The sequence below is a fragment of the Streptomyces sp. NPDC026301 genome, assembly GCF_055567935.1.
This window is the reverse complement of record NZ_JBVHPN010000001.1, coordinates 438352-463539: the sequence shown is the minus strand read 5'-3', so window position 1 is coordinate 463539 and position 25188 is coordinate 438352. Positions and strand designations below refer to the sequence as shown.

General features: G+C 74.4%; 17 protein-coding genes. 14 read left to right on the top strand and 3 right to left on the bottom strand.

What is annotated here, in order from left to right:
• Positions 1 to 122: 122 nt before the first annotated feature.
• The 3 genes from ACZ4MH_RS02055 to ACZ4MH_RS02045 all read left to right on the top strand — a co-directional run bounded on the left by ACZ4MH_RS02055 (position 123) and on the right by ACZ4MH_RS02045 (position 4849).
• Positions 123 to 1001: an AraC family transcriptional regulator gene (locus tag ACZ4MH_RS02055; RefSeq protein ID WP_351599804.1), complete on the top strand. Its 879-nt coding sequence runs from the start codon at positions 123 to 125 to the stop codon at positions 999 to 1001.
• A 150-nt stretch (positions 1002 to 1151) separates the two neighbouring features.
• The gene (locus tag ACZ4MH_RS02050) at positions 1152 to 3080 is read left to right on the top strand and encodes a maleylacetate reductase and hydroxyquinol 1,2-dioxygenase domain-containing protein (protein ID WP_351599806.1); all 1929 of its coding nucleotides are present in this window, start codon (positions 1152 to 1154) and stop codon (positions 3078 to 3080) included.
• Complete coding sequence (locus tag ACZ4MH_RS02045; protein WP_351599808.1) at positions 3080 to 4849, top strand: FAD-dependent oxidoreductase; 1770 nt, start codon at positions 3080 to 3082, stop codon at positions 4847 to 4849. Before ACZ4MH_RS02050 ends, ACZ4MH_RS02045 begins: the two co-directional genes overlap by 1 nt.
• A gap of 13 nt (positions 4850 to 4862) precedes the next feature.
• Here the strand turns inward: ACZ4MH_RS02045 and ACZ4MH_RS02040 are convergent, their stop codons facing one another.
• Genes ACZ4MH_RS02040 through ACZ4MH_RS02030 form a run of 3 tightly spaced genes read right to left on the bottom strand, consistent with a single transcriptional unit; the run spans position 4863 to position 7451 of the window.
• The gene (locus ACZ4MH_RS02040; RefSeq protein WP_351599810.1) at positions 4863 to 5183 is read right to left on the bottom strand and encodes a hypothetical protein; all 321 of its coding nucleotides are present in this window, start codon (positions 5181 to 5183) and stop codon (positions 4863 to 4865) included.
• Positions 5180 to 5815, bottom strand: coding sequence for an RNA polymerase sigma factor (locus ACZ4MH_RS02035; protein ID WP_351599811.1), 636 nt, complete (start codon positions 5813 to 5815; stop codon positions 5180 to 5182). The genes ACZ4MH_RS02040 and ACZ4MH_RS02035 overlap by 4 nt, the downstream gene beginning before the upstream one ends.
• 25 nt (positions 5816 to 5840) lie before the next feature.
• Positions 5841 to 7451 (bottom strand): sodium:solute symporter family protein, encoded by a 1611-nt coding sequence (locus tag ACZ4MH_RS02030; RefSeq protein WP_351599812.1) that lies wholly within the window; start codon positions 7449 to 7451, stop codon positions 5841 to 5843.
• A 202-nt stretch (positions 7452 to 7653) separates the two neighbouring features.
• Here ACZ4MH_RS02030 and ACZ4MH_RS02025 point away from each other — a divergent pair, with 202 nt between their 5' ends.
• The 11 genes from ACZ4MH_RS02025 to ACZ4MH_RS01975 all read left to right on the top strand — a co-directional run bounded on the left by ACZ4MH_RS02025 (position 7654) and on the right by ACZ4MH_RS01975 (position 25042).
• On the top strand, positions 7654 to 8394 hold the full coding sequence (locus tag ACZ4MH_RS02025) for an SDR family NAD(P)-dependent oxidoreductase (RefSeq protein WP_351599814.1): 741 nt from the start codon (positions 7654 to 7656) through the stop codon (positions 8392 to 8394).
• 346 nt (positions 8395 to 8740) lie between these two features.
• A complete protein-coding gene (locus ACZ4MH_RS02020; protein WP_351599816.1) occupies positions 8741 to 10597 on the top strand; it encodes a non-ribosomal peptide synthetase in 1857 nt (618 codons plus the stop codon).
• A complete protein-coding gene (locus ACZ4MH_RS02015; protein WP_351599818.1) occupies positions 10597 to 12063 on the top strand; it encodes a condensation domain-containing protein in 1467 nt (488 codons plus the stop codon). Before ACZ4MH_RS02020 ends, ACZ4MH_RS02015 begins: the two co-directional genes overlap by 1 nt.
• Positions 12060 to 15572 carry an amino acid adenylation domain-containing protein gene (locus tag ACZ4MH_RS02010; protein WP_467753781.1) on the top strand — a complete coding sequence of 1171 codons (3513 nt, stop codon included), beginning with the start codon at positions 12060 to 12062 and terminating at the stop codon, positions 15570 to 15572. Before ACZ4MH_RS02015 ends, ACZ4MH_RS02010 begins: the two co-directional genes overlap by 4 nt.
• A complete protein-coding gene (locus ACZ4MH_RS02005; protein ID WP_467753779.1) occupies positions 15569 to 18880 on the top strand; it encodes a beta-ketoacyl synthase N-terminal-like domain-containing protein in 3312 nt (1103 codons plus the stop codon). The genes ACZ4MH_RS02010 and ACZ4MH_RS02005 overlap by 4 nt, the downstream gene beginning before the upstream one ends.
• A complete protein-coding gene (locus tag ACZ4MH_RS02000; RefSeq protein ID WP_351599446.1) occupies positions 18877 to 20463 on the top strand; it encodes an amino acid adenylation domain-containing protein in 1587 nt (528 codons plus the stop codon). The genes ACZ4MH_RS02005 and ACZ4MH_RS02000 overlap by 4 nt, the downstream gene beginning before the upstream one ends.
• Positions 20464 to 20479: 16 nt before the next feature.
• Positions 20480 to 21733 (top strand): MFS transporter, encoded by a 1254-nt coding sequence (locus tag ACZ4MH_RS01995; protein ID WP_351599447.1) that lies wholly within the window; start codon positions 20480 to 20482, stop codon positions 21731 to 21733.
• Between the two features lie 36 nt (positions 21734 to 21769).
• Positions 21770 to 22819, top strand: coding sequence for a MupA/Atu3671 family FMN-dependent luciferase-like monooxygenase (locus tag ACZ4MH_RS01990; protein WP_351599448.1), 1050 nt, complete (start codon positions 21770 to 21772; stop codon positions 22817 to 22819).
• A 20-nt stretch (positions 22820 to 22839) separates the two neighbouring features.
• A complete protein-coding gene (locus tag ACZ4MH_RS01985; RefSeq protein WP_351599449.1) occupies positions 22840 to 23397 on the top strand; it encodes a flavin reductase family protein in 558 nt (185 codons plus the stop codon).
• Positions 23394 to 24257: an ACP S-malonyltransferase gene (gene fabD / locus ACZ4MH_RS01980; protein WP_351599450.1), complete on the top strand. Its 864-nt coding sequence runs from the start codon at positions 23394 to 23396 to the stop codon at positions 24255 to 24257. The genes ACZ4MH_RS01985 and fabD overlap by 4 nt, the downstream gene beginning before the upstream one ends.
• Complete coding sequence (locus ACZ4MH_RS01975; protein WP_351599451.1) at positions 24254 to 25042, top strand: thioesterase II family protein; 789 nt, start codon at positions 24254 to 24256, stop codon at positions 25040 to 25042. The genes fabD and ACZ4MH_RS01975 overlap by 4 nt, the downstream gene beginning before the upstream one ends.
• Positions 25043 to 25188: the final 146 nt, after the last annotated feature.

Here is a 25188-nt window from a genome sequence, read left to right as displayed (position 1 = left end):
GCACCGACGTTGTCAGTACCCCCCGGTACTGTGTTGAGAAGGGGACCTCGGCACCCCCCAATGGGGGAGAGGAAGGGGGGAAACGGTACGGCGCCGGCACACAGGCGGGAGGGCGGGAGCCGATGGGTGAGCTCGGGCTGCAGGACACTCACGGGATCCTGGACCGGCCGGGGGTTCGCCAGGATCGGACCAGCGCGGGGCTGGGCTGGGAGCACCTCTACCTCTCCAGTCAGCGGGAACTGCCTTACCGGGACGCCTTCGACGGGGCGCGCAGCCATCTGCTGATCCTGCACCTGAACGGGCCGGTGACGGTCAGCCGCGGGCGGCGCGGCCTCACCGCGGCCCGGCGGATCCTGCCCGGTGGGCTCTTCCTGCACCCGGCCGACACCGAACTGGACGTCGAGCTGGGCGGCCGGCTGGACACCGTGCACATCTACCTGGCGGACGAGGCGCTGCAGGAGGCGGCCGGGGGCGGCCGCCCGGTGCGGCTCGCCGAGGAGTTCGGGGTCACCGATCAGCTGCTGGAACAGCTCGTCCGCGCGCTGGAGGGCGTTGTGCGGGACCGGGAGCCGGGCGCCCGCACGTATGCCGACCAGCTCGGCATGATGATCGCCGGGCAGCTGGCCCGGCACCACAGCACCCGCCGCCCGGCCCCGCCCGCGGCCCGCGCCCGCGGCGGCCTGACCGAGCGCCAGTTCGCCGCCGTGCGCGAGCTGCTGGACGCCCGGCTGGCGGACCCGCTGCCGCTCGCCGACCTCGCCGAGGTCGCCAACCTGAGCGTCAGTCAGTTCGCGCGCAGCTTCAAGGCGCGCACCGGGCTTCCGCCACACCGGTACCTCATGCGGCTCCGCGTGGAGCGGGCGTCCCGGCTGCTGCGGACGACCGCATTGCCGATCAGCGAGGTCGCGGCCCGCTGCGGCTTCTCGCACCAGGAGCACCTCACCCGTGTGCTGCGCGACCGACTGGGTACCACGCCGGGCGCCCTGCGCCGCGCCGACTGACCACGTATCCGTATCAACCACCCTCCAGCTGCGTGGACGCGCTTTTCGTGCAGGCGGCACGGCGGGATCGTGCAGGCGCGGGCGCCACCGCCGGGCCGATACTCGACATCCATCTGCCGATCACGAGCTGTGAGAGTCGGAGCGAGTCGCATGCGCGCATTCACCTACGCAGGCCACCCCGCCCGGGTGGTGTTCGGCGCCGGGACGATCGGTCGCCTGCCCGAGGAGCTGGAGCGGCTGGGAGCCGGCCGGGCCCTGGTCCTCACCACGCCGGGCCGGGCGGACCTGGCCCGCCGGGCCCGGGAGATCCTTGGCACCGCGGCGGCCGGGGAGTTCACCGGCGCGGCGATGCACACCCCCGTCGACGTCACCGAGCAGGCCGTGGCCGTCGCCCGCGAGCTGGCCGCGGACTGCCTGGTCGCCGTCGGCGGCGGCTCGACGACCGGGCTGGCCAAGGCGGTGTCCGTACGGACCGGGCTGCCGCAGGTCGTCGTGGTCACCACGTACGCCGGGTCCGAGGCCACGCCGGTGCTGGGGGAGACCGAGAACGGCGTGAAGACCACCCGCTCGGCGCCGGAGATCCGGCCCGGCACAGTGCTGTACGACGTCGACCTGACCCTCGGCCTGCCGGTGCCGGTCTCCGTCACCAGCGGCATCAACGCGATGGCGCACGCGGTCGAGGCGTTGTACGCGCCGGAGACCGACCCGGTGACGGATCAACTGGCGCTGCGGGCAATCGAGTTGCTGGCCGACGCCTTGCCTCGGATCGTCGCCGATCCCGCCGACCGGCAAGCACGTGCCGACGCGTTGGAGGCGGCCTGGCTGGCCGGTACCTGCCTCGGCAGCGTCGGCATGGGCCTGCACCACAAGCTGTGCCACACCCTCGGCGGCTCCTTCGGCCTGCCGCACGCCCCCACGCACACCGTTGTGCTCCCGTACGTCATGGCCTACAACGCGCCCGCCGCGCCCGACGCCATGCGCCGCATCGCCCGCGCCCTGGGCGCCGCCGACGCGCCCACCGCCGTCCACGACCTGATCCGGCGCCTCGGCGCACCGACGACCCTGGCCGAACTCGGTGTCACAGAGGGGGAGTTGGCGCGCATGGCCGGGCTGGCCACTGCTACGCCCTACCCCAACCCCCGCGAGATCACCGAGGACGGCATCGTGGCGCTGCTCGCCGATGCCCTCGTGGGCCGCCGCCCGGCCCCCGCCGACCCCCTCGCCGATTCGCTGCACACCCTCCTCGCTCAGGTCACCGACGGATTCGCGGGGGCGCCCGACGCCCGCGTACGGCAGTTGCTGACCGACCTCACCCGCCGCCTGCACGGCTTCGTCGCCGACAACGACCTCACCGACGCCGAATGGCGGTACGCGATCGACTTCCTGACCCGCACCGGGCAGCAGTGCGACGCGAACCGCCAGGAGTTCATCCTGCTCTCCGACACCCTCGGCGTGTCCAGCGCGGTCGACCTGCTCACCAACTCCCGTACGGCACAGAGCACGCCGTCCGCCGTCCTCGGACCTTTCTACGTCGAGGGCCCGCCGCCGCTGCCCGACGGCGCCGACCTCGCCGAGGGCCTGCCCGGCACCCCGATGTACGCGTCCGTGCGGATCACCGACCTGGACGGGCAGCCGCTGGCCGGCGCGGTGGCCGACGTCTGGCAGGCCAATGAGGACGGTTACTACGACGTCCAGCTGCCCGATCTCGACGGGCCCCAGCTGCGCGCCCGCTTCCGCGCCGACGGCGAAGGACGCATCCGCTTCCGCTCCATCCTGCCCTCGGAGTACCCGATCCCCGACGACGGGCCGGTCGGGCAGATGCTCGCCGCGGTCGGCCGGCATCCCTACCGCGCCCCGCACGTCCACTTCATGATCAGCGCGCCGGGGCGGCGCACGCTCGTCACCCAGCTCTTCGTCGCGAGCGGCGCCTACATCGACGCCGACACCGTCTTCGGCGTGAAGGACGCGCTGGTCATCGACTTTCCCGAGCACCATGGGCCGACCCCCGACGGCCGCCCGGCCGACGGCCCGTGGCGCTCCCTCGAGTACACCTTCCGCCTCGCCCCGGAGACCACGTAATGAACCACCCCACCCCCGATACGTACGACACCGACGTCCTCGTCGTCGGCAGCGGGCCCGCCGGCGGCAGCGCCGCGCTGCTGCTCGCCACGTACGGCATACGCACCACGCTGGTCAGCAAGTACGGCTGGACCGCGAACACCCCCCGCGCACACATCACCAACCAGCGCACCCTCGAAGTCCTGCGCGACCTCGGCATCGAGGACCAGGCGCTGGCCGCGGGCACCCCGCAGGAGCTGATGGGCGACACCGTGCTGTGCACCGCCCTCGCAGGTGAGGAGATCGGCCGCATCCGCACCTGGGGTACGGGCGACGACCGGCTCACCGAGTACACCGCCGCCAGCCCCTGCCCGATGACCGACCTGCCGCAGACCTACCTCGAACCGATCCTGGTCAGCAACGCGGCCGCGCGCGGCGCCAAGGTCCGCTTCGACACCGAGTTCCTCCGGCTGGAGCAGGACGAGGACGGTGTCACCGCCCACCTTCGCGACCGGTTGCGCGGCGATGACTTCACCCTCCGCGCCCGCTACCTGATCGGCGCGGACGGCGCCCGCAGCCGCGTCGCCGAGCAGGCGGGGCTGCCGATCGCCGGGCAGGAGGGCAAGGCCGGCAGCATGAACATCGTCTTCCGGGCCGATCTGAGCGCGCACGTCGCCCACCGTCCCAGCGTTCTGTACTGGGTGATGCGCCCCGGCGCCGAGACCGGCGGCATCGGCATGGGTCTGGTACGGATGGTCCGCCCCTGGAACGAGTGGCTGCTGACCTGGGGTTACGACATCGACGAGGCGCCGCCGGAGATCGACGAAGCGGAGGCCCGCCGGATCGTGCACGACCTCGTCGGCGACGACTCGATCGATGTCGAGATCACCTCGACCTCCCTGTGGACCGTCAACCACACCTACGCCACCCGCTACTCCACCGGCCGGGTGTTCTGCGCCGGGGACGCCGTGCACCGCCACCCGCCGTCCAACGGCCTCGGCTCCAACACCTCGGTCCAGGACGCCCACAACCTCGCCTGGAAGCTGGCGATGGTGGTACGTGGCGAGGCGGGCGGGGGGCTGCTCGACACATACACCGCCGAACGCGCGCCGGTCGGCCGGGGGATCGTCGACCGCGCCAACCTCAGCCGCGACCAGTTCGGCCCGATCTTCCAGGCGCTGGGCATCGGCGGCGGCCTCGACGAGGAGGGCGTCGCGAGCGCGCTGGCCGCCTGCCGGGCGCCGGACGCGGAGGGCGCGCGGCGGCGGCGCGAGCTGGACGCGGCGATCGAGCTGAAGAACTACGAGTTCAACGCGCACGGCGTGGAGCTGAACCAGCGGTACGCCTCCGCCGCCGTGCTCGACGACGGCGGTCCGGCCGAGGAGTGGCCGCGCGACCGGGAGCTGTACCACCAGCCGAGCACCCGCCCCGGCGCCAAGCTCCCGCACGCCTGGCTGACGGACGCGCACGGTCGCCGCTTCTCCACCCTCGACCTCGTCGGCAAGGGCAAGTGCACCCTGGTCACCGGCTTGTCAGGGGTGGCGTGGGAGGCAGCGGCCGACGCCTGCGCCGCGGCTCTCGGGGTCCCGCTGGCCACCGTACGCATCGGTTCGGACGCCGCCCGGGACGCGTACGGCGACTGGCGGCGCCGTCGCGAGACCGACGAGGCGGGCTGCCTGCTGGTCCGCCCCGACGGCTACGTCGCCTGGCGCCGCGGCACGGCACCGGACACGGCCGAAGCGGCCGCCGCCGAGCTGCGCAAGGCCCTGGAGGCGGTACTCCAGCGCTGAGGGTGCTGCGGGGTCAGGAGGACGCCGGCGGGAACGGGACCACCACCGTTCCCGTCCCGGCGTCGTCGTAGATGACGTGCGTGCTCGCCGAACCGCAGCTGAGCACCAGCAGTCCGATGGCGCAGACCACGGCCACCACCGTCAGCACCAGGACGCCGAGCAGCGCCTTGCGGCGGTACGCGCGGCGCCGCCAGTCCGCCTGGCCCTTGCGGTACGCCTGCGGCGGCGCGGACACGGAGGAAGCGACGTCGTCCAGGGCCCGGCGCAGCCATTCCTCGGACCCGTCCGGCACCGCTTCCTTCCGCACCGCTTCCGTCTCCACCTCGTCCGTCACCGGGCGGCTCTCCTCAGCGTGTACTTCAGCTTCGTCATGGCGCGGGCCGTGTGCGACTTCACGGCTCCGGTGGAGATCCCCATCGTCTCGCTGATCTCCGACTCCTTCAGGTCCAGCCAGTATTTCAGGACGAGGGCCTGGCGCTGGCGGGCGGACAGCGACTGCAGGGCCGCGAGCAGCGCGCGGTGGTCGTCCTGCAGCAGCACCTGGTGCTCGGCGGAGAGTACGTGTTCGTCGACCTCGCGGTAGGCGTGCCGGCGGGCGACGCGCAGGTGGCGGATGCGCATACGCGTCAGGTTGCAGACGATGGACCGCAGATAGCCGGCCGCCGCGTCCGGAGTCTTCAACCTGGGCCAGCGGCGGTGCAGTTGGTAGAAGGCTTCGGAGACCACGTCCTCGGCGTCCCCGTCCGCGCCCAGCAGCACGGCCAGCCGCAGCAGTTGGGTGTAGTGGGTGTCGAAGAGGTGGGCGATGGCCGCCTGCCGGTCGGCGTCCCGCAGGTCGAGCGTCAGGGGGGCGGCGCGGTCCGGCGGCGCGCACCCGGGTCCGGGTCCGCCCGGCGGGGGCGGGCCCATCAGGGTGCCGCGGGGTGGGCAGGGCGGTGAGGTCGGTGAGAGCGGCGATGGCTGCATGGCGAGGCGTCCTTGGACGGTCTGGTCAGTCGACGATGACGGTGTATTTGGACCCGCGGCGTTCATGGGGCGTGCCGCAGGCGGTGGCGTCCTTCCAGCGGGGCGCGCCGAGGCGGTCCAGCACGGGCGTGAGGACGGCGGCGGCTGCCAGGTTCAGTACGAGGGCGGGGAGCGCGACGTAGATCGGGGTGTGCAGCGGGCCGATGCCGAGGTCCACGACGGACGAGAAGCCGTGCAGGCAGATGAGGGCGGTGCCGGAGGCCATGCCGGCCGCCCAGCCCACGAGCAGGGCGCGGTGGTGGAACCAGCGGGTGAACAGGGACAGGGCGACGGCGGGCAGTGTCTGCAGCACCCAGACGCCGCCCAGCAGATGCAGGTTGACGGCGTCCTGCGGCCGCAGGACCAGCGCGAACAGCAGCGCGCCCGCCGTGATGCCGAGCGAGGCCGTCCGGGCGACCCGTACCTCGTGCTTGGGCGTGGCCGTGGGGTTGAGGTACTCGCTGTAGACGTTGCGTACGAGCAGGGCCGCCATGCCGATGGCCATCATGGCGGCGGGCAGCAGCGCGCCGACCGCGAGCGCGCCGTAGAGGACGCCGGCCAGCTGCTCGGGTACCAGCGTGCGGATGAGCAGCGGTACGGCCAGTTCGGCGTGGCCCGGGTGGGACTGTATGCCCGCGGCCAGCGCGGCGACGCCGAGGAACGCGGAGAGGGCCAGGGAGAGCGCCCACAGCGGCAGCGCCGCGATCGCGGCGCGCAGCGGGCGGCGGCCCCGGCTCGCCAGCGCGGCCGTCACGATCTGCGGGTACATCGGCTGGGCGAGCGCGGAGCCGAGCGCGAGGGTGGCGTACGCGGTGACGGACTCCGGCGGTACGACCAGGGACAGGCCCTGGGCGGCGAGGCGGCGGTCGGCGGCCGCGAACACCGCGCCGGGGCCGCCGAACTCCGCCACGGCCAGGATCGCGACGAGGATCAGGACCCCCGCGCACAGCGCGGCCTTCACCGGCGCGATCCGGGCACAGGCCCGCAGTCCGCCCGGGTGGATCAGCGCGGCGGAGCACAGCAGGATCACGACGAGGGCGAGGGCGCAGGCCGTGCCGCCGACGGGCAGGCCCATCGCGTCCAGCAGCGTGGTCACGCCGATGACCTGCAGGGCGAGGTACGGCATCGTCGCGAGGATGCTGGTCAGCGCGACGGCCAGGGCGAGCGTGTGCGAGCCGTGCCGGGCGCGGACGTAGTCGGCGGCGGTGACCAGGCCGTGCCGGGCCGCGACCCGGTGCAGCCGGGGCAGCACCAGCATGAGCAGCGGGGTGAGCAGGAGCAGGTAGGTGAGCGCGTACAGCGCGAGGCCGCCGGCGCCGAACATGAGCCCGGGGATCGCCACATACGTGTAGGCGGTGATGACCGTGCCGCCGAGCAGCAGGTTCGTGGGCAGCGAGGTGAGGCGCCGCCCGCCGAGCGCCCACTCCGCGGGGTGCGGCAGCGGCGCGGGCGGTCCGGATGACCGCGCTACGGCCCCGGTGAGCACCGCCGCGCAGACGACGAGTGCGAACGGAGCGAACAGTGCGGCGTTGATGGCGACCCCCTCGGTGTGCGGACGGGGTCCCTCCGGCGGCCGTCCGTGGTCGGCGGACGGCACGCGGAGAACCGTGAGAGACCCCCACCCTCACGTGACAGGCATCCACGACCGATATTCCACAATGTGAAAGCCTGATTCCATTTCTTGGTACTCTAAGGTCCGCCTCCGAGAGCGTCAAGACATTTCCGATGCGCCGGCCGGGAGCCGAAACCCCCTGCCGAAGAGGCGAGTTCCGTCCGAATCGCGTTATGCGGAGGTATGTGTGAGTGAAGAACGCGTCGCCCTCATCACCGGCTCGTCCTCGGGTATCGGAGCCGCCGTCGCCCGCCGCCTGGCGGACGCGGGGATGCGCATCGTCGTCAACTCGGCCTCGTCCGTGCGGGCCGGCGAGGAGCTGGCCGCCGAGCTGCCCGAAGCCGTCTACGTCCAGGGCGACATCGCCGACCCGGCGGACGTCCAGCGGCTCGTCGACACCGCGATCGCGAGGTACGGCCGGCTCGACGTGCTCGTCAACAACGCCGGGCGCACCCGCTTCATCCCGCTCGACGACCTGGCCACGGCCGACGCCAAGGTCTGGCGCGACATCCTCGACGTCAACGTCATCGGCACCTGGCAGATGATCACCGCCGCCGTGCCGCACCTGAAGGCCACCGGCGCCGGATCGATCGTCAATATCTCGTCCGTCTCCGGCAGCCGCGCCATGGGCAGCTCCGTCCCGTACGCCGTCAGCAAGGCCGCCGTCGACCACATGACCCGCCTGCTCGGCGCGACCCTCGGCCCCGAGGTCCGGGTCAACGCCGTGGCCCCCGGCCTCGTCGAGACGCCCTGGTACGACGAGGCGCCGCAGGTGTGGGAGGGCTCGCGGGACTGGATCACCGCCAACACACCGCAGCGCAGGGTCGGCACACCGGAAGACGTCGCCGAGGCGGTCCACGCCCTGGCCACCGCCGCCTACACCACCGGCGAGGTGCTGAGGGTGGACGGCGGCCGCCACCTCGTCTGAACCGCCCTGCCACGCACTGAGCGACGGGCCGGCCTCCTCGGGAGGCCGGCCCGTTTGCCGTACCCGGCAAAGTGGCGCAGCTCACGTCGGTGCGTTTCGGGATCGTCGTAAACCGTTCGCCCTCCCCGCGCAACTAGTGATCGGAAGCCACCGGCGATCGCACGGTGAGAGGGCCGCGGGGGCGCGATGGGGCGCCCGCTGCCGTCCTCTGGGGCGTCTACGTCTTCTTTCGTACTCCATGCCGTTCACCGGCCCGCCGTACCGCACGCCGCGGTCCGGCGTGCCGTGCCGTGCCGCGCGCAGCCGCGGCCGGTGCTCCACGGACGTCGACCAAAGGAATTGAGCCATGGGTATGTACGCGCACACCGCCGTCCCGCGGGCCGGCACACGTGGGGTGCACCACATCGTCGCCGAACGCGTCGGGGAACGCCCCGACGCCTGTGCCGTACGCGACGCGCGCAACGGCGCGTCCCTGACCTACCGTCAGCTGTGGGAGCGTGCGGGCCGGCTGGCGCACACGCTCGCCACGCACGGCGTCGCGCCCGGCGAGCCGGTCGCTGTCGACCTGGAACGCGGCACCGCACTGATCGTCGCCCTCCTCGGCATCGCCCGGGCCGGCGCCGCCTACCTGCCGCTCGACGCCCAGGCCCCCACCGACCGGGTGGCCACGGTCCTGGCGGACGCGGGGGTCCGCACAGTGCTCGTCGACCCGGAGGACGGCGGGCGGGCCGGGCGCACGGCCGGGCTCGCCGCGGTACGGCAGGTGGCCGTGGACCGCCCGGCACCGGACCAGCAGTTCGACGTACCCGACGCACCCGACGTGCCCGTGGACGGCGACAGCCCCCTCTACGTCGGCTACACCTCGGGCTCCACGGGCACGCCCAAGGGTGTCGTCGTACCGCACCGGGCCGTCCGCCGCCTCGTCACCGACGCGACCTTCTGCACCATCGCCCCCGGCGACCGGGTCGGGCAGGCCGCCAACCCCGCCTTCGACGCCACCACTTTCGAGGTCTGGGGCGCGCTCACCGCGGGCGCCACGCTCGTCGTCCTGCCCACCGTCGTCGACCTCGCCATGGACCGCTGGGCCGCGCTCCTCCAGAACGAGGACATCACGACCCTCTTCCTGACCACCTCGCTCTTCCATCTGGTCGCCCGCACCCGGCCCGGCGCGCTGCACACGCTGCGGAACCTAGTCGTCGGCGGGGAACAACTCGACCTGGCGGCCGTCCGCGCGGTCCTCGCCGCGGGCCCGCCCGGCCGCCTCGTCAACGGTTACGGCCCGACCGAGGCCACCGTCTTCGCCACGTCCTTCGACTGCACCGACGCCTCGCTCGCGGGCCGCGACCGCATCCCCATCGGCCGCGCCATCCAGCAGACCACGCTGCACCTCCTCGACGAGAAGCTGCGCCCGGTCGCGCCCGGACAGCCGGGCGAACTGTGCATCGGCGGCCCGGGTGTCGCCAAGGGCTACCTCGGACAGCCCGAGCGCACCGCCCGCTCCTTCGTCCCCGAACCGGGCACCGGCACGCCGATGTACCGCACGGGCGACCTGGTACGTGAGCTGCCCGATGGCGAACTGGAGCTGGTGGGCCGCGCCGACCGGCAGGTGAAGCTGCGCGGCTACCGGATCGAGCTGGAGGAGATCGAGCGTGCGGCGGTCGCCACGGGCCTCGCCGAAGCCGCGTTCGTGACGAAGGTGGGGGAGGGGCCGGCGGCGCGGCTGGCGGGCGCGTTCCTGCCGACCGCTGCTGCCCGAGGCGGTACCGGGGAACTGGCTGCCGCGCTCGCCCGCGCCCTCCCCGCGTACATGCTGCCCGGCAGCTGGACGCCGCTGGAGAGCCTGCCGCTGCACTCCACCGGCAAGGCCGACCGCGGACGCATCGAAGCGGCGATCGAGGCCGCCGCGGAGAGCGCGGCGGAGGCGGTGCACCGGCAGCAGCAGCCCGCCGGGCCGTCCGTACCGCCCCTCGGCGACCCCGTCGCCGACGCGCTCGCCCGCATCTGGGCCGAGGTGCTCGGCACGCCCGCGGCCGCACCCGACCAGGACTTCCTCTCCCTCGGCGGCAACTCGCTGCTCGCCACCCAGGCCGCGGCGCGCATCCGCGAGGTGCTCGCGGCCGACATCGAGCCGTACGACATCCTGCTGGCCGCCGGCATCGGCGAACTGGCCGGACGGGTACGCGAGTCGGCGGAGGCGGTCTGATGGCGCAGCTGCCCTCGCCGCCCCTGACCCGCCGGGCGGCCACGTCCGCGCCGCTCTCCTGCGCGCAGGAGCGGCTGTGGTTCATCGACGCGGCGGCACCCGGCTCCGCCGCCTACAACGTCCCCCTGCTCACCCGGTGGCACGAGCCCGTCGACACCGCCGCGCTCGCCCGCGCCCTGACCGCGCTCGTCGCACGCCACGAGATCCTGCGCACCACCTACGGACTGCGCGAAGGCCGCCCGGTCCAGTACATCGGCGACCCGGCGCCCGTCCCCGTGGAGGTGCTCGCGGGCCCGCCCGGGGAGGACGAACTCGCCGACCGCGCCCGCGCCCCCTTCGACCTGTCGGCCGGGCAGCCGCTGCGCTGCACCGTGTGGCGGGGCGGCCCGGAGGGTGACGCGATGCTGCTGGTCGTCCACCACATCGCGGTGGACGGCTGGTCGCTGGGCGCGCTGTACGAGGACCTGGCCGCCGCGTACGAGCAGGCGATCACCGGGCTCGCCCCGCGGCTCCCTCAACTCCCCGTGCAGTACGCTGACTTCGCCGAGTGGGACCGCGAGGTGGCCGCACACCCCGCGCTGGCCGAGCGGGTGGCGGCGCGGCTCGCGCAGTTGCGTACCGTGTCCGGAGATCTCGCCCTCGGCAGCTGCCCACCGCGCCCGTCCCTCCCCGAGGGCGACCGTCGCGGTGCCCAGCACACGTTCCATGTGGCCGCCGAACTGGCGGCAGATGCGGAGAAGTTGGCATCCGACGTCCGGGCCACCCCTTTCGTGGTGCTCCTCGCGGCGTTCCAGGTGGTGGTGCAGCGCTGGACCGGTCGGGACGAGTTCCTGCTCGCCACCGTCGCCGCCAACCGCCCGCACCCCGCTGTCGAAGAACTCGTCGGCTTCTTCGTCAACACCGTCCCGCTGCACTGCGCGCCTCAGGCCGAGTGGACCTTCGAGCGGCTGTGTACGGAGGTGCGCGGCGAGGCGTTCCGGGCGCTGTCCCACCAGCGCCTACCGTTCGAGCAGCTCACGGCCGGCGCGGGCGCCGACCGGACCCGCGCGCCGGGACCGCTGGCCACCGTCGGCTTCGTCCTGCAGAACGCGCCCGCGCCCCGGCTCGGCGACCGGCCGCGCTGGGGCCCGCCGCGGCTGCTCCCGACCGGCACCACCAAGCTCGACGTGACGCTCACCCTGGAGTACGCGCCCGAAGGGCTGCGCGGCACGGTCGAGTACGACACCGACCGGTACTCCGCCGACACCGCGCGGCAGCTCGCCGCGCACTTCACCGCTCTGCTCGCCGCGGCGGTCGCCGCACCGGGCACCGCACTGTTGGCCCTGCCCCTGACCGAACCGTCGGCGGGCCGCCCGCCGCGCACCGTCCTCGCCGGTCCCCGGCGCGACCTGGCGGCGGAGTACCGGGAACGGCTCGCCGGCACGGCACCCGGCGCCGCGGCGCCGCACGGAGGAGGAGACGCATGACCACCGTGACCGACCTGCTCGACCTGCGGTTCGCCGCCATGAACGGCGACGGCACCGCGGTGACCTGTGCCGGGGAGGAGCTCTCCTGGCGCGCGCTGGACGACTGGTCGCGGGCCGTGGCCCGGCACCTGACGGCGCACGGCGCGGGACCCGGCACGCTCGTACCGGTACTGACCGCACGCGGCGGGGCGCTGGTCGCCGGCTGGCTGGGCGCGCTGCGCGCGGGCGCCGCCTTCGTCCCCCTCGCGATGGACACCCCGGCAGCCCGCATCGCCTTCGTACTGCGCGAGACCGGGGCCACCACGGTCCTCGTCGACGACGCCGGGGCCGACCTGCTCCGCGGTCTGGACACCGACGCCAAGCCGGTCGACCTCGCGGAGCTCCGGGAGCCGGGGGAGGCGGCCGGGCCGCTCACCGCACCGCGCCCGGGCCCCGAGGACCCGGCCGTGGTCATCTTCACCTCCGGTACGACGGGCCGCCCCAAGGGCGTGCTCGTCCCGCACCGCGGCCTGCTCAACACCGCCCTGTGGTGGGCGGCCGACTGCGGCCTCGGCACCGCCGACCGGCTGCTGGTGACCGCCGGCACCGCCTTCGACCCGGCCGCCTTCAACGTTGTCGAGGGCCTGCTGGCCGGGGCCCGGCTGATCCTCGCCGACGACGTCGAACGCCGCGACCCGGCCGCGCTGCTGCGGCTCGTCCACGGTCCGGACGGCGCGACCGTCGCGGGCTCGGTCACCCCCAGCCTCCTGCACGCCATGCTGACGGCCGGGGCGGACGGCGGACCGGGCGGGTGCGCGCTGCGCGTCGTCTACTCCGGCGGCGAGGCGCTGCCCCGCTCGCTCGCCGCTGACTGCGCCCGCCGCTGGGGCGCCGAGGTCCGCAATGTGTACGGCCCGGCCGAGGCGTCCTGCAACAGCACCTGCCACGTCGTCGACCCCGGCGACGTCCGCGCACCGGCCATCGGCCGGCCGCTGCCCAACACCCGCGCCTACGTGCTCGGCCCGCACGGCGAGGAGCTGCCCGCCTCGGTGCCGGGTGAGCTGTACGTCGCCGGTACCGGCGTGGCGCTGGGCTATCTCGGGATGCCCGGCCGCACCGCCGCCGCGTTCCTGCCCGACCCGTACGCGGACGCGCCGGGTGCGCTGATGTACCGCACGGGTGACCGGGTACTGGTGCGCTCCGACGGGGAGTTGGAGTACCTCGGCCGGATCGACGACCAGGTGAAGATCCTCGGCAACCGGATCGAGCCCGACGAGGTCCGCGCACTGATCGAGGAGAACCCGGCCGTCGCCGCAGCTGCCGTGCACGCGCCCGGTGTCCCGAAGCGGCTCGTCGCGTACGTGGAACTCGCCCCGGGTGTGGCACCGACGCACGAGGACGTCGTCCGCCCGCTGCTGAACTGGCTGCCCGCCGCCGTGCTCCCCGCCGAGGTGTACGCGGTGGCCGCGCTGCCGCGCACGGCCAACGACAAGGTCGACTTCGGCGCGCTGGCGGGACTGCGCGACCGGCCGCTGCCCCGCGGCGAGCAGCGGCCGGTACGGCTCACGGACGACCAGCGCAAGGCCGCCCGCCTGATGGCCGCGACCCTGGCCGAGGCGGGCCCCGGCCGAGGTGATCGCGGCGGCCTCGCGCCCGACAGCGACTTCTTCACCCTCGGCGGTCACTCGCTGCTCGCCGTGCGCATGTTGGCCGCGGCCGAACGCGAGTGGGGCATCGCCGTACCGCTGCGGGCGTTCCTCGCGGACCCCACGGTCGCGGGCCTGGCCGGCGCGCTGGCGGAGGCCGGTACCGGCGATGTCGTGCGGACGGCCGGAGGTACCCGGCCCGACGGCGGCCCGCACCCCGCCACCCCCGTACAGCAGCGCCTGTGGCTCATGGACCGGCTGCCCGCCGTGCGCGCGGCCTATCTCGCGCCCGGCATCGTCGAGATCGACGGACCGGTGGACCGCGCGTCGCTGCGGGACGCGTTCGCCGCGGTGCTCGCCCGCCACCCCGCCCTGCGCTCCCGTTTCACCCTGGACACCAAGGCGCGCCGGGTCCAGTACCGCACCGACGGCAGCCCGCCGGAGGTCGCTCTCGTCGACGCGGAGGCCTGGACCCGCGAGGAGCTGGAAGCGCATCTGGCGCGGGAGTGCTGGGCGCCGGTGGACCTGGCGCGGCAGGCGCCGGCGCGCGGTGAGGTGATCGCGCTCGCCGGGGACCGCACGGTCCTGCTCTACGCCGTCCACCACATCGTCTCCGACGGCTGGTCGCTCGCTCTGGTCATGGAGGAAGTGGCCGACAACTACCGGGAGTTGGCTGCCGGGAGGTCGCTCGAGCTGCCGCCCGCCACGCACCCCGCGAGCCTGCCGGCGCCGGCCGTGCCCGACGGCGCGCTCGACGCGCTGCTGGCGGCGCTGCGGGGCGCGCCGACCGACATCGCGCTGCCGTACGACCGGCCGCGGCAGCGGACCCAGAGCATCGAGGCCGCCACCACCCGGGAGCTCCGGCTGCCGGCCGGGGAGAGCGCCCGGCTGCGGGACATCGCCGCCGAACTCGGCTGTACGACGTTCATGACCGCGGCGGCGCTGCTGGCCGCCGTGCTGGCCCGGCGCGGCGCACAGCGGGACTTCCTGTTCGCGTTCCCCTGGGCCGGGCGGGACAGCGCCGGGGCCGCCGGCACCGTCGGCATGTTCGTGAACACCCTCCTGCTCCGGGCCGACCTCACCGGACGCCCGAGCTGGCGCACTCTCCTGACCCGGGTCAAGGGCTCCGCGCTGACCGCCTACCGGCACGCCGACGCGCCCTTCGACGCGCTCGCCGCCGCGCTGCACCCCGAGCGCGACCTCGGCCGCCCGCCGGTGACCCCGGTCTACCTCTCCGCCACCGACGAGCCCGCCACTCCGCCGGCCCTCGGCCCCGGCATCGCGACCCGCTACCGCACACCCCCGGCACTCAAGCTCAAGTACGAGCTGGAGCTGACCGCCACCGGCGGCGCCGACGACCTCCGGCTCCATCTCACCTATGCCACCGCCCTGTTCGACGCCACCACCGCCGACGCCCTGCTCGGCGATCTCGCCGCCGCCGCGGCCGACCTCACCACCGACCTGGAGGCCCCCGTGCTCACCGACGCACAGCCCGACACCGTCAACGTCACAGCGCCCGCCGTCGTCACCGCGCCCGCCGACCCCGCCGCGCTCACCGAGGCGATCGGCGCCGCCTGGCGGGACGTCCTGGACGTGCCCACCGTCGCGCACGACGTCAACTTCTTCGACGCGGGCGGGGATTCGCTGCTGCTGATCGTCCTCCTGGACCAGCTGTCCGGGCTGACCGGCCGGGAACTGGACGCGGCCGACCTCTTCCAGCACAGCACCGTGCAGGCCCAGGCCGCGCTGCTCGCCGGCCCGGCAGAGGCGGCGCGGGAGGCAACGGGGGCCCGGTCCGGCGGGGCCGCGGCGGGCCGCGCGCGCCTCCTCGGCCGCGACCGCCGCGGCGCGGGCAGCGCCGGCTCCGCGGAGCCGGCGGCGTGAACGACGACGCGGCCATAGCGGTCATCGGCACCGGCTGCCGTTTCCCCGGCGCCCGCAACTCCAGGGAGTTCCTGCGGAACCTCGCCGCGGGCAGGGTGGCGTTCCGGGAGCTGGACCGGGCGGCCCTGCGCGCGGCCGGGCTGACCGACGAGACCCTGGACGACCCCTCGTACGTGACGACCGCGGCGACGCTGGACGGCGCCGAGGAATTCGCCGCCGAGTTCTTCGGCTACTCACCCACCGAGGCCGAGGCCACCGACCCGCAGCAGCGGCTCTTCCTCGAAGTGAGCTGGGAAGCGCTGGAGTCGGCCGGGCACCCGCCCACCGGCGACCCGCTGGTCACCGGCGTCTTCGCGGGCGGCAGCCCCAGCACGTACATGGCGGCGCTCCAAGTCGCCAGGGCGCGCGCCGACGGCGTGCTGGGCGCGGTGGACGACGTCATGCTGCACCTGGGCGGCCTGGGCGACTTCCTGCCCTCCCGGGTGGCGTACAAGCTGGGCCTGCGCGGTCCGTCCATCGGCGTGCAGACCGCCTGCTCCTCGTCGCTGACCGCGGTGCACTACGCCGTGCTCAGCCTGCTCGCGGGCGAATGCGACCTGGCGCTGGCCGGCGGCGCGGCCGTCAACGAGCCGGTGCTCGGCTACCGGCACCAGCCCGGCGCCCTGGCCTCCCACGACGGCCACTGCCGCCCGTTCGACGCGCGCTCCACCGGTACGTCCTTCAGCTCCGGCGTCGGCGTCGTGGTGCTGCGCCGGCTCTCCGACGCGCTCGCGGACGGCGACCCGGTGCTCGCGGTCCTCCACGGCTCGGCCGTCGGCAACGACGGATCGGCCCGCTCCGGCTTCACCGCACCCAGCCCCGCCGGGCTCGCCGACGTGGTCGCCACCGCGCTCGACGTCGCGGGCGTCCGCGGCGACCAGCTCCGGTACGTCGAGGCACACGGCTCCGGCACCCCGCTCGGCGACCGCATCGAACTGCGCGGCCTGACCCAGGGCCTGGCCGCGCCCGCCGACCGCACCGGCTTCTGCGCCCTGGGCTCGGTCAAGGCCAACATCGGCCACTGCGGGCCCGCCGCGGGCATCGCCGGGCTCATCAAGGCCGTCGAGGTGGCCCGCACGGGCGAGCTGCCCCCGCACCCCGGCTTCGACCGCCCCCGCAGCCCCGGCGAGCTCGCCGACAGCCCCTTCCGCATCACCACCGAGCCCGGCCGCATCACCGAAGGGGACGCGTACGTCCTGGTCAACTCGATGGGCCTGGGCGGTACCAACGCCGGCGTCGTCCTCGGCCCGCCGCCGCGGCCCGTACGCCCCGAGGCACCGGACCGTGACCGGGTACGCCTGGTGCTCTCGGCCCGCGACGACGCCGAACTGCGGGCGCTGTCCGAGGAGTTGGCGGACGAGCTGGAGCGCGGCGGAGCCAGGGCGGCGGATGTCGCCCACACCCTGCGCGTAGGGCGGACCGCGTTCGCGCGGCGCCGGGTGGTGTGCGCCGCGCCGGGCGACCTGCCCGCGGCGCTGCGTGCCCCCGCCGCCGCCACGCCGCCCGCCGCGCAGGCCGAGCGGCTGGTCATCGACACATCCGGCGACGTGCTCGACGACCGCGTCGACGAGGCCGTGGCCGACGCATGGCTGCACGGTGCCGACGTGGACTGGGCGGCGCTCGCCGCTGGGCGCGGGCGGCGGGTGCCGCTGCCCACGTACCCCTTCACGCGGCAGCGTTACTGGGCACTGGACCGCCTGCCGCCGCTGGCCGCGCCGGCCGGTGCGCCGACGCCCACCAGGGAGGACGCGCGGCCCGGCGGGCCCGCGGACGAGGTGACCGCGGGGCTGCTCGGTCTCTGGCGGGAGATCTTCGGCGTGCCGACGCTGGGCCCCGACCACGAATTCGGCGAGCTGGGCGGGGACTCCCTCACCGCGATGCGGATCGAGGCCGCGGTACAGCGTCGCCACGGCGTGTCGGTCAACGTCCACCGCGCGGGCGGCGGACAGGCCACCGTACGACGGATGGCGGACATCCTTCGCGGCCTGCAACGCCCGGCGGGCGCGGCTGCCGAGGGCGGCGCTGCCGCCGGGACCGCCGATGGACCCGTGGGGCTCTCCGTGATCGACCAGGCCGCCGAAGGGATCGACGCCGACCTGGACCTCCCGCTCGGCGAACCCGCGGCACCCGGCCGCACGCTCGGTCCGGACACCCTGCTGACCGGCGGCGGCACGGGCGCGCTGGAGACCTTTGTCCTGCACGAGCTGCTGCTGCGGCGGCCCGACGCCCGGGTCCACCGGCTGCTGCCCGTGCCCGACGAGGACAGCGGCCACGCGCTGCTCGCCGAAGCGGCGGCCCGCTTCGGACTGCCGGCACCGGACCCCGCCCGGGTGCCCGTCGTCCCGGCCGGCCTCTCCTCCGTAGGCAAGACGCTCACCCACCACCGGGACGGCGAACTCGCCCGCCGAGTCGGCCGGGTGGTGCACGCCGCGCCCCGGCCCGGCGACGGCGGGACGTACCAGGAAGTCCGTGGCCACGGTGTGCTCCCGTTCGCCGAGCTGCTGCGCTGGCAGCGCGAGAACGGCATCGCGGATCTCACACTGCTCTCCACCCTGGCCGCCTGTGCCCCCGCGCTCGGCGCCGAGCCCGTGCTCGCCGAGCAGCGCGAGCAGCCGCTGGATCCCGAACGCGGCGGTGCAGCCGTCGCGGCCTGGGTCGGCGAGCGCCTGCTGGAGCGGGCCGAACGGGACGGGATGCGGGTACGCGTGTTCCGTACGGGACTGCTGCTCGGCGCGCTCGCCGACGGCGCCTGCGATCCGTACGACCCGTTGGGGCAGCTGCTCATCGGGAGCCTCGCGACCGGCCTGCATCCGCTGGACGACCGGCCGCTGCCGCTCGTACCGGTCGACCGCGCGGCCCACGCGATCGCCGATCTCATGGACGCGCCCGGCTCGGAGGGCCGCGCCTACCACCTGGCGGACGAGCGGGCCGTGACAGTACGCGAGCTCTTCGGACTGCTCGCCGACGCCGGGCTGCCGACCGAAGGCGTCCCCGTACGGCCATGGCAGCGCGCCGTGGCCCTGCGCGCGCTGGAGAACGACACCCCTGCCCTGGACCCGCTCGCGCTGCGCGCCCTGCACGCGAGCGCGCCCGGAGCCACGGCCCGGTGGGAAGCGGCGGCCTGGCGGCCATGGCTGGAGCGGCAGGAACAGCGACCCGTGCCGACCGGTGAACTGCTGCGCCGCAGTCTGGAGTTCGCCGCCACCCACCACCCCGACTGCGCGGCCCTCACCGCCCACGCCCTGCCCCTGCCCCGAGGAGCACGATGACCGACCGCACGCTGTACGAATGGTTCGCCCGCTCCGTCGAGCGGTACCCCGACGCGCCCGCGCTGGAGGTGCGCGACCACCGCCTCACCTACCGCGAACTGCACGCCTGCGCGGCCGGGCTCGCCTCCCGGATGCTGCGGGACCACGGGCGGGCGCCGGAGCGCGTCGCGCTGCTCGCCGCACGCAGCCTGACCGCCTTCGTCGGGTACCTGGCCGCACTGCGCCTCGGCGCGGTCGTCACCCCGCTCAACCCGGGCTACCCGGCGCGCCGCAATCAGGGCGTGTACGAACTGGCCGGGGCCGAGGTGCTGCTCACGGACGAGGCGGGCGCGGCACAGCTGCCGCACTTCCCCGAGCGATCGGGGCACACCCGGCTCACCGTGGCCGATGCCGAGGCCGCTGCGTACGCCGACGCGGCGGGGACGCTGTCCCTAGACGGCCCGGGCACCACCCCGGACGACCTCGCGTACGTCCTGTTCACCTCCGGGTCCACCGGGCGGCCCAAGGGCGTGCCGATCCGGCACCGCAACCTCTCCCCGTATGTCGCGCACAACATCGAGCGGTACGAGGTCGGGCCGGGCTGCCGGGTGTCACACACCTTCGACCTCACCTTCGACCCGTCCGTCTTCGACCTCTTCGTGACCTGGGGCGCGGGCGCCACGCTCGTGGCGGCGCAGCGCTCGGAGCTGCTCAAGCCGGTCGACCACCTCGTCGAGCGGGGCATCACGCACTGGTTCTCGGTGCCCTCGCTCGTCTCGGTGGCGGCAGGCCTCGGCAATCTGCCGTCCGGGCTGGTCACCGGCCTGCGGTACGGCATCTTCATCGGCGAACAGCTGACGTACCGGCAGGCGGAGGCGTGGCGTGCGGTGGCCCCGGACGCCGTGCTCGAAAACGTCTACGGGCCAACGGAACTCACCGTTGCCTGCACCGAGTTCCGCCTCCCGGCCGATCCCGCCCAGTGGCCGGTGACGTCCAACGCCACCGTGCCCATCGGGCCCGTGTACCCCTTCCTCGACCAGCTGATCCTGGACGAGGAGGGCCGCCCGGCGGCCGAGGGCGAGCTGTGCGTCCGCGGCTCGCAGCGCTTCGACGGCTATCTGGACCCGGCCGACGACCAGGGACGCTTCGTCTACTTCGGAGGAACCGACGGCACTGATGGCGCGCGGGCGGAACCGTACGACGGCAAGGGCGGGCTCACCGCCGGGCACTACTACCGCACCGGCGACCGGGTCCGGCACGAGAACGGCGTGCTGGTCCATCTGGGCCGCCTCGACAACCAGGTCAAGGTGCGCGGCTACCGCATCGAACTCGGCGAGGTCGAGGCCGCGATGCGCCACCACCCGGCGATGCGCGAGGCAGTGGTCGTGGCGGTGCCCGGCGCCGACGGTACCGAACTCGTGGGCTGCTACACGGGGGAGGAGCTGACGCCGTCCGCCGCGATGCTCTGGCTGCGCAAGCACATCCCCGTCCACATGATCCCGCGCCGCCTCGTCCACCTCGACGAGCTGCCGCTCAACCCCAACGGGAAGATCGACCGCCCCGCGCTGCGGCAGCGGTTCACCGACCGTGTGCCGGCGGCCTGAGATGGCAGGGAAACCGATGCAGTTGCTCCGCGCCCTGGTGCCGCCGCCCGGTGTCGTCCGCGTCCTGACCGTCAGCAACCTCGCCCGGACCGTGGGCAACGGCTTCCTGCTGTCCGTCAGCGTCCTGTACTTCATCCGGGCCGTCCACGTGCCCGCCGCGCAGGTGGGGCTCGGCCTGACCGTCTCCGCGGTCCTCGGGATGGCCGTCAGCATTCCGGCGGGCCAGCTGTCCGACCGGCTCGGCTCGCGCACCGCCTCCATCGCGTTCGGCGTGCTGCAGGGAGTGCTGGTCTGCGGGTACGCGCCGGCCGCCGGGTTCGCCGGGTTCCTGGTCGTGGTGAGCCTGGCCGCGATGGCCGACTCGGCCAGTACCGCCGCCCGTGGCGCCCTGATCGCGGACGCGCTGCCGCCGGGCGAGCGGGTACGGGCCAGGGCGTACCTGCAGTCCGTCATCAACGTCGGCCTGTCGGGCGGCACCTTGCTCGGCGGCGTCGCGCTGACCGCCGACTCCCGTACGGTCTACACCGCCATGCTGCTCGGCGCCGGCGCGCTGTTCGTGCTGGGCGGCCTGAGTTGCCTGGCGCTGCCCGTGTCAGCGCCGGCCGCCACGTCCCAGGGCGAGCGGGCGCGGCACGTCCTGCGCGATGTGCCGTACCTGGCCGTCTCGGCGCTCAACGCCGTCCTCGTGCTGGGCACGGACGCGCTGCTCACCGCCGCGCTGCCCATCTGGATCGCGGACCGCACGGACGCGCCGGTCTCCGTCTACGCGGCGATCATGTTCCTCAACACCGCGATGTGCGTGCTGTTCCAGGTGCGGCTGAGCCGGGGCGCGGAGGACGTACGCGGCGGGGCCCGCGCGATGCGCCGCTCCGGTCTCGTGCTCGCGCTCGCCTGTGGCATCTTCGCCCTCTCGGCGGGCCAACCCGCATGGGTCGCCGTCGGCTGCCTGCTGGTGGGCGCCGTCGTCCAGGTCATCGGCGAGATGCTGCACTCCGCCGGCTCCTGGGCGCTGTCCTACGACCTCGCGCCCGCGCAGGCGCACGGCCAGTACCAGGGCCTCTTCGGGCTCACCCAGCGCGCGGGGGCCGCCGTCACGCCGGCCCTCACCACGGCCCTGCTCATCGGCTGGGGCAGCGCCGGCTGGCTGGTCTTCGCGGCCGTGCTGCTCGCCGGTGGCCTCGCGACGCCGGCGGTCGCGCACTGGGCGGAGCGCAACCGGCCGTTCGCCACCGGGCAGCCGGCCGCGGAGCCGGCGGCCACCACGGCCTGACCGGCCGGATCACTCGACCGAGCCAGAGAGAAGCAGATGGACTTCAGCCTGTTCTACTTCGGGGACGACGGCCGTGACCCGGCCGCGCGCGGCCGTTACGACCTGGTGCTCCAGGGCGCGCGGTTCGCCGACGCACACGACTTCACCGCCGTATGGACCCCCGAGCGCCACTTCCACCCCTTCGGCGGGCTCTACCCCAACCCCGCCGTCACCGGAGCCGCCGTCGCCGCCGTGACGAGCCGGGTCGCCATCCGCGCCGGCAGCGTCGTGGCGCCGCTGCACCACCCGCTGCGGATCGCCGAGGAGTGGTCCGTCGTCGACAACCTCTCCGGCGGCCGGGTGGGGCTCGCCTTCGCCTCCGGCTGGCACGCGGTGGACTTCGCGCTCCGCCCCGAGTCGTACGCCGACCGCAGGAAAGTCATGACCGACACCGTCGAGGACGTCCGCCGGCTGTGGCGCGGCGAGGAGCTGACGGTGACCGACGGAGCGGGCGCCGAGCAGCGCGTGCGGGCCTACCCGCCGCCCGTCCAGCGGGAGCTGCCCGTCTGGGTCACCAGCGCGGGCGGCGTGGAGACGTTCCGCGCCGCGGGCGACCGGCGCGCCGGCGTGCTCACCCACCTGCTCGGGCAGGACCTGGACGAACTGGCCGGGAAGATCCGCGAGTACCGCAGGGCGTACGCGGCGAGCGCGGGCCCGGGCGGCGGCGACGGCCATGTCGTCCTGATGGTGCACACCTTCCTCGGTGCCGACGAGGCCGAAGTCCGGGACCTGGTCAGGGAGCCGCTGAAGGCGTACCTGCGCAGCTCACTGGGGCTGCTGCTGGGCTCGGGAACGGTGGGCGCGCGGCGGGTGGACCCGGCGAAACTCAAGGAGAAGGACGTGGACTTCCTCGTCGCCCGCGCCTTCGACCGTTACTACGACGACGGCGGGCTGCTCGGCACGGTGCCCAAGGCCGCCCGCGTCGTCGAGCGGCTGGCCGGGCTCGGCGTGGACGAGGTGGCCTGCCTCATCGACTTCGGGCTGCCGGTCAAGACCGTACTGGACGGGCTCGGCCACCTCGACGCGCTGCGGAAGCGGTGCGCATGAGGAGCGGCGGGAGCGACACCGTGACGGCACCGGCCGCGTCCCGGACCGTGAGCGAGGCCGAGCGGCGGCGCTTCCGGCGGGCCGCCGGCCGGTTCCCCACCGGGGTCACCGTGGTCACGGCGCTGGCCGGGGGAGTGCCGCACGGCACGACCGTCAACGCCTTCGCCACGGCCTCGGTGGACCCGCTGATGATTCTCGTGGCGCTCGGCAACGGCTCCCGGCTCCTCAGCCACGCCCTGCACGGCAGGCGGTTCGCCGTCACCGTACTGGCCGCGCACCAGGAGGCCGACGCCCGGTGGTTCGCCGACCCGGGCCGCCCGGCCGGCGCCGCGGGCTTCGCCGGGCGGCCGTACCGGCCCGCCGCTCACGCCGGTTCACCCGTGCTCACCGAGGGCGTCGCCGCCTTCGACTGCGCGCTGGCCGGCACGTTCCCGGCCGGCGACCACACCGTCCTGCTCGGCCGCGCCGAGGAGTTCGAGGTGCTCTCGCCGGCCCCGCCGCTGCTCTTCACCGACAGCCGCTTCCATTCCGGACCCCGACCGGAACCCGACACCCTCCCGAGGATCACCACCCCATGACCTATGTCCTGATGTTTCCCGGCCAGGGGGCGCAGCGCCCCGGCATGGGCGCCGACTGGTTCGACCGCTTCCCCGAGCTGACCGACGCGGCCGACGCCGTGCTCGGCTACTCCGTCCGCCGTCTGTGCGCCGAGGACCCCGACGGGCTGCTCGGCCGTACGGAATACACCCAGCCCGCCGTCTACACCGTCAACGCGCTCGGCTACCGCGTCCTGCGCGAGGAGCACGGCGTCCCCGACGTCGCCATCGGGCACAGCCTCGGCGAGTACAACGCCCTTGAGGCGGCCGGGGTGTTCGGCTTCGCCGAGGGGCTGCGGCTGGTCGCGGCCAGGGCGCGCGCGATGTCCGCGGTCACCGGCGGCGGCATGGCGGCGGTGGTCGGCCTGGACGACGCGGTCCTCCGCCTCGTCCTGCGCCGCGCCGGGCTCGGGCGCGTCGAGGCGGCCAACTTCAACACCGCGGACCAGACCGTGATCGCGGGGCCGGCGGAGGACCTGGAGCCGGCCGCCGACGCGGCGCGCGCGGCAGGCGCCCGGATGGTCCGCAGGCTGGACGTCAGCGGGCCCTTCCACACCTCCCACATGGCCCCGGCGGCGGAGGAGTTCGCGCCGGTACTGAGGGCCGCGACGCTCGCCGCGCCCACCCTGCCGGTCCTCTCGAACCGGCACGCCGCGCCGTACGGCGACGACGGGCCCGCGATCGCCCACGTACTGCTCGAACAGATCGCTCACCCCGTGCTGTGGCGGCAGACCCTGGAAGGACTGCTGGCCGAGGGGAGGGCGGCATTCCGGGAGGCCGGCGACGGCAGCGTGCTCACCCGTATGCTGCGCGCCGTCCGGCGGGAAAGGGCGGCGGCGTGAACGGCACGACCGACGTGAGCGAGGCGGTGATCAGGCCGCGCCCGGTGGACGAGCCGGCGCTGCGGGTCTTCCTGCTGCACCACGCGGCGGGCTCGCACCTCACCTTCACCGAGTGGGCCCGGCACGTTCCCGACGACTGGGAGGTGTGCCTCTTCGAGGCGCCGGGCCGCGGGCGGACGAGCCACCGTCCCGCCCTGCGCGGCGCCCGTGACCTCGCGGAGTACTTCATCGGCCGGACGCTGGACCTGATGGACCGTCCGTTCGCGCTCTTCGGGCACAGCATGGGCGCGCTCGTGGCGTACGAGGCGGCCGCGCGGCTCGCCGCGCGCGGGCTGCCGGAGCCGTGCTGGCTCGGGGTCTCGGCCTGCGGCGCGCCGTACGAGGACCTGCCCGGCGAGGGCCTGGGCGGCGAGCCGCTGCACCGGATGCCGTCGGACCGGCTCCGGGCGGCGCTGCGGGCGATGGGCGGCATCCCGCCGGCGGTGCTCGACGAGGACGACCTCTGGGCGCTGTTCGAGGACCGGGTGCGCGCCGACTTCTCGGTGGTGGAGACCTGGGAGCCGCGGACGGTCTCGGCCGACGTGCGGGTCCCGCTGTCGCTCTTCGGCGGCGAGGACGACCGGGTGGTGCCCGTGGAGAACCTGCTCGACTGGGCGGACGGCGCCGACGATTTTGTCGGACAGCACCTTTTCCCGGGCGGTCATTTCTACTTCGAGGGGCGCGTGGCGGCCGTTGTCGGGCGGCTTGTCCAGGATATCCGGGCGACGGTTACAGCCGCCGGGTAAATATCGTTAAAAACATTGCCCAAATTCCGGACCGGCGGCTTGCGGGATTGCGGAAAAGCGGCTTGACGGGTCGCCGAATGCGGTGACATGATTCAGAAGGCGAAAGACCAATTCCGCAACATGGAATTGAATTGATCGAGACGGGG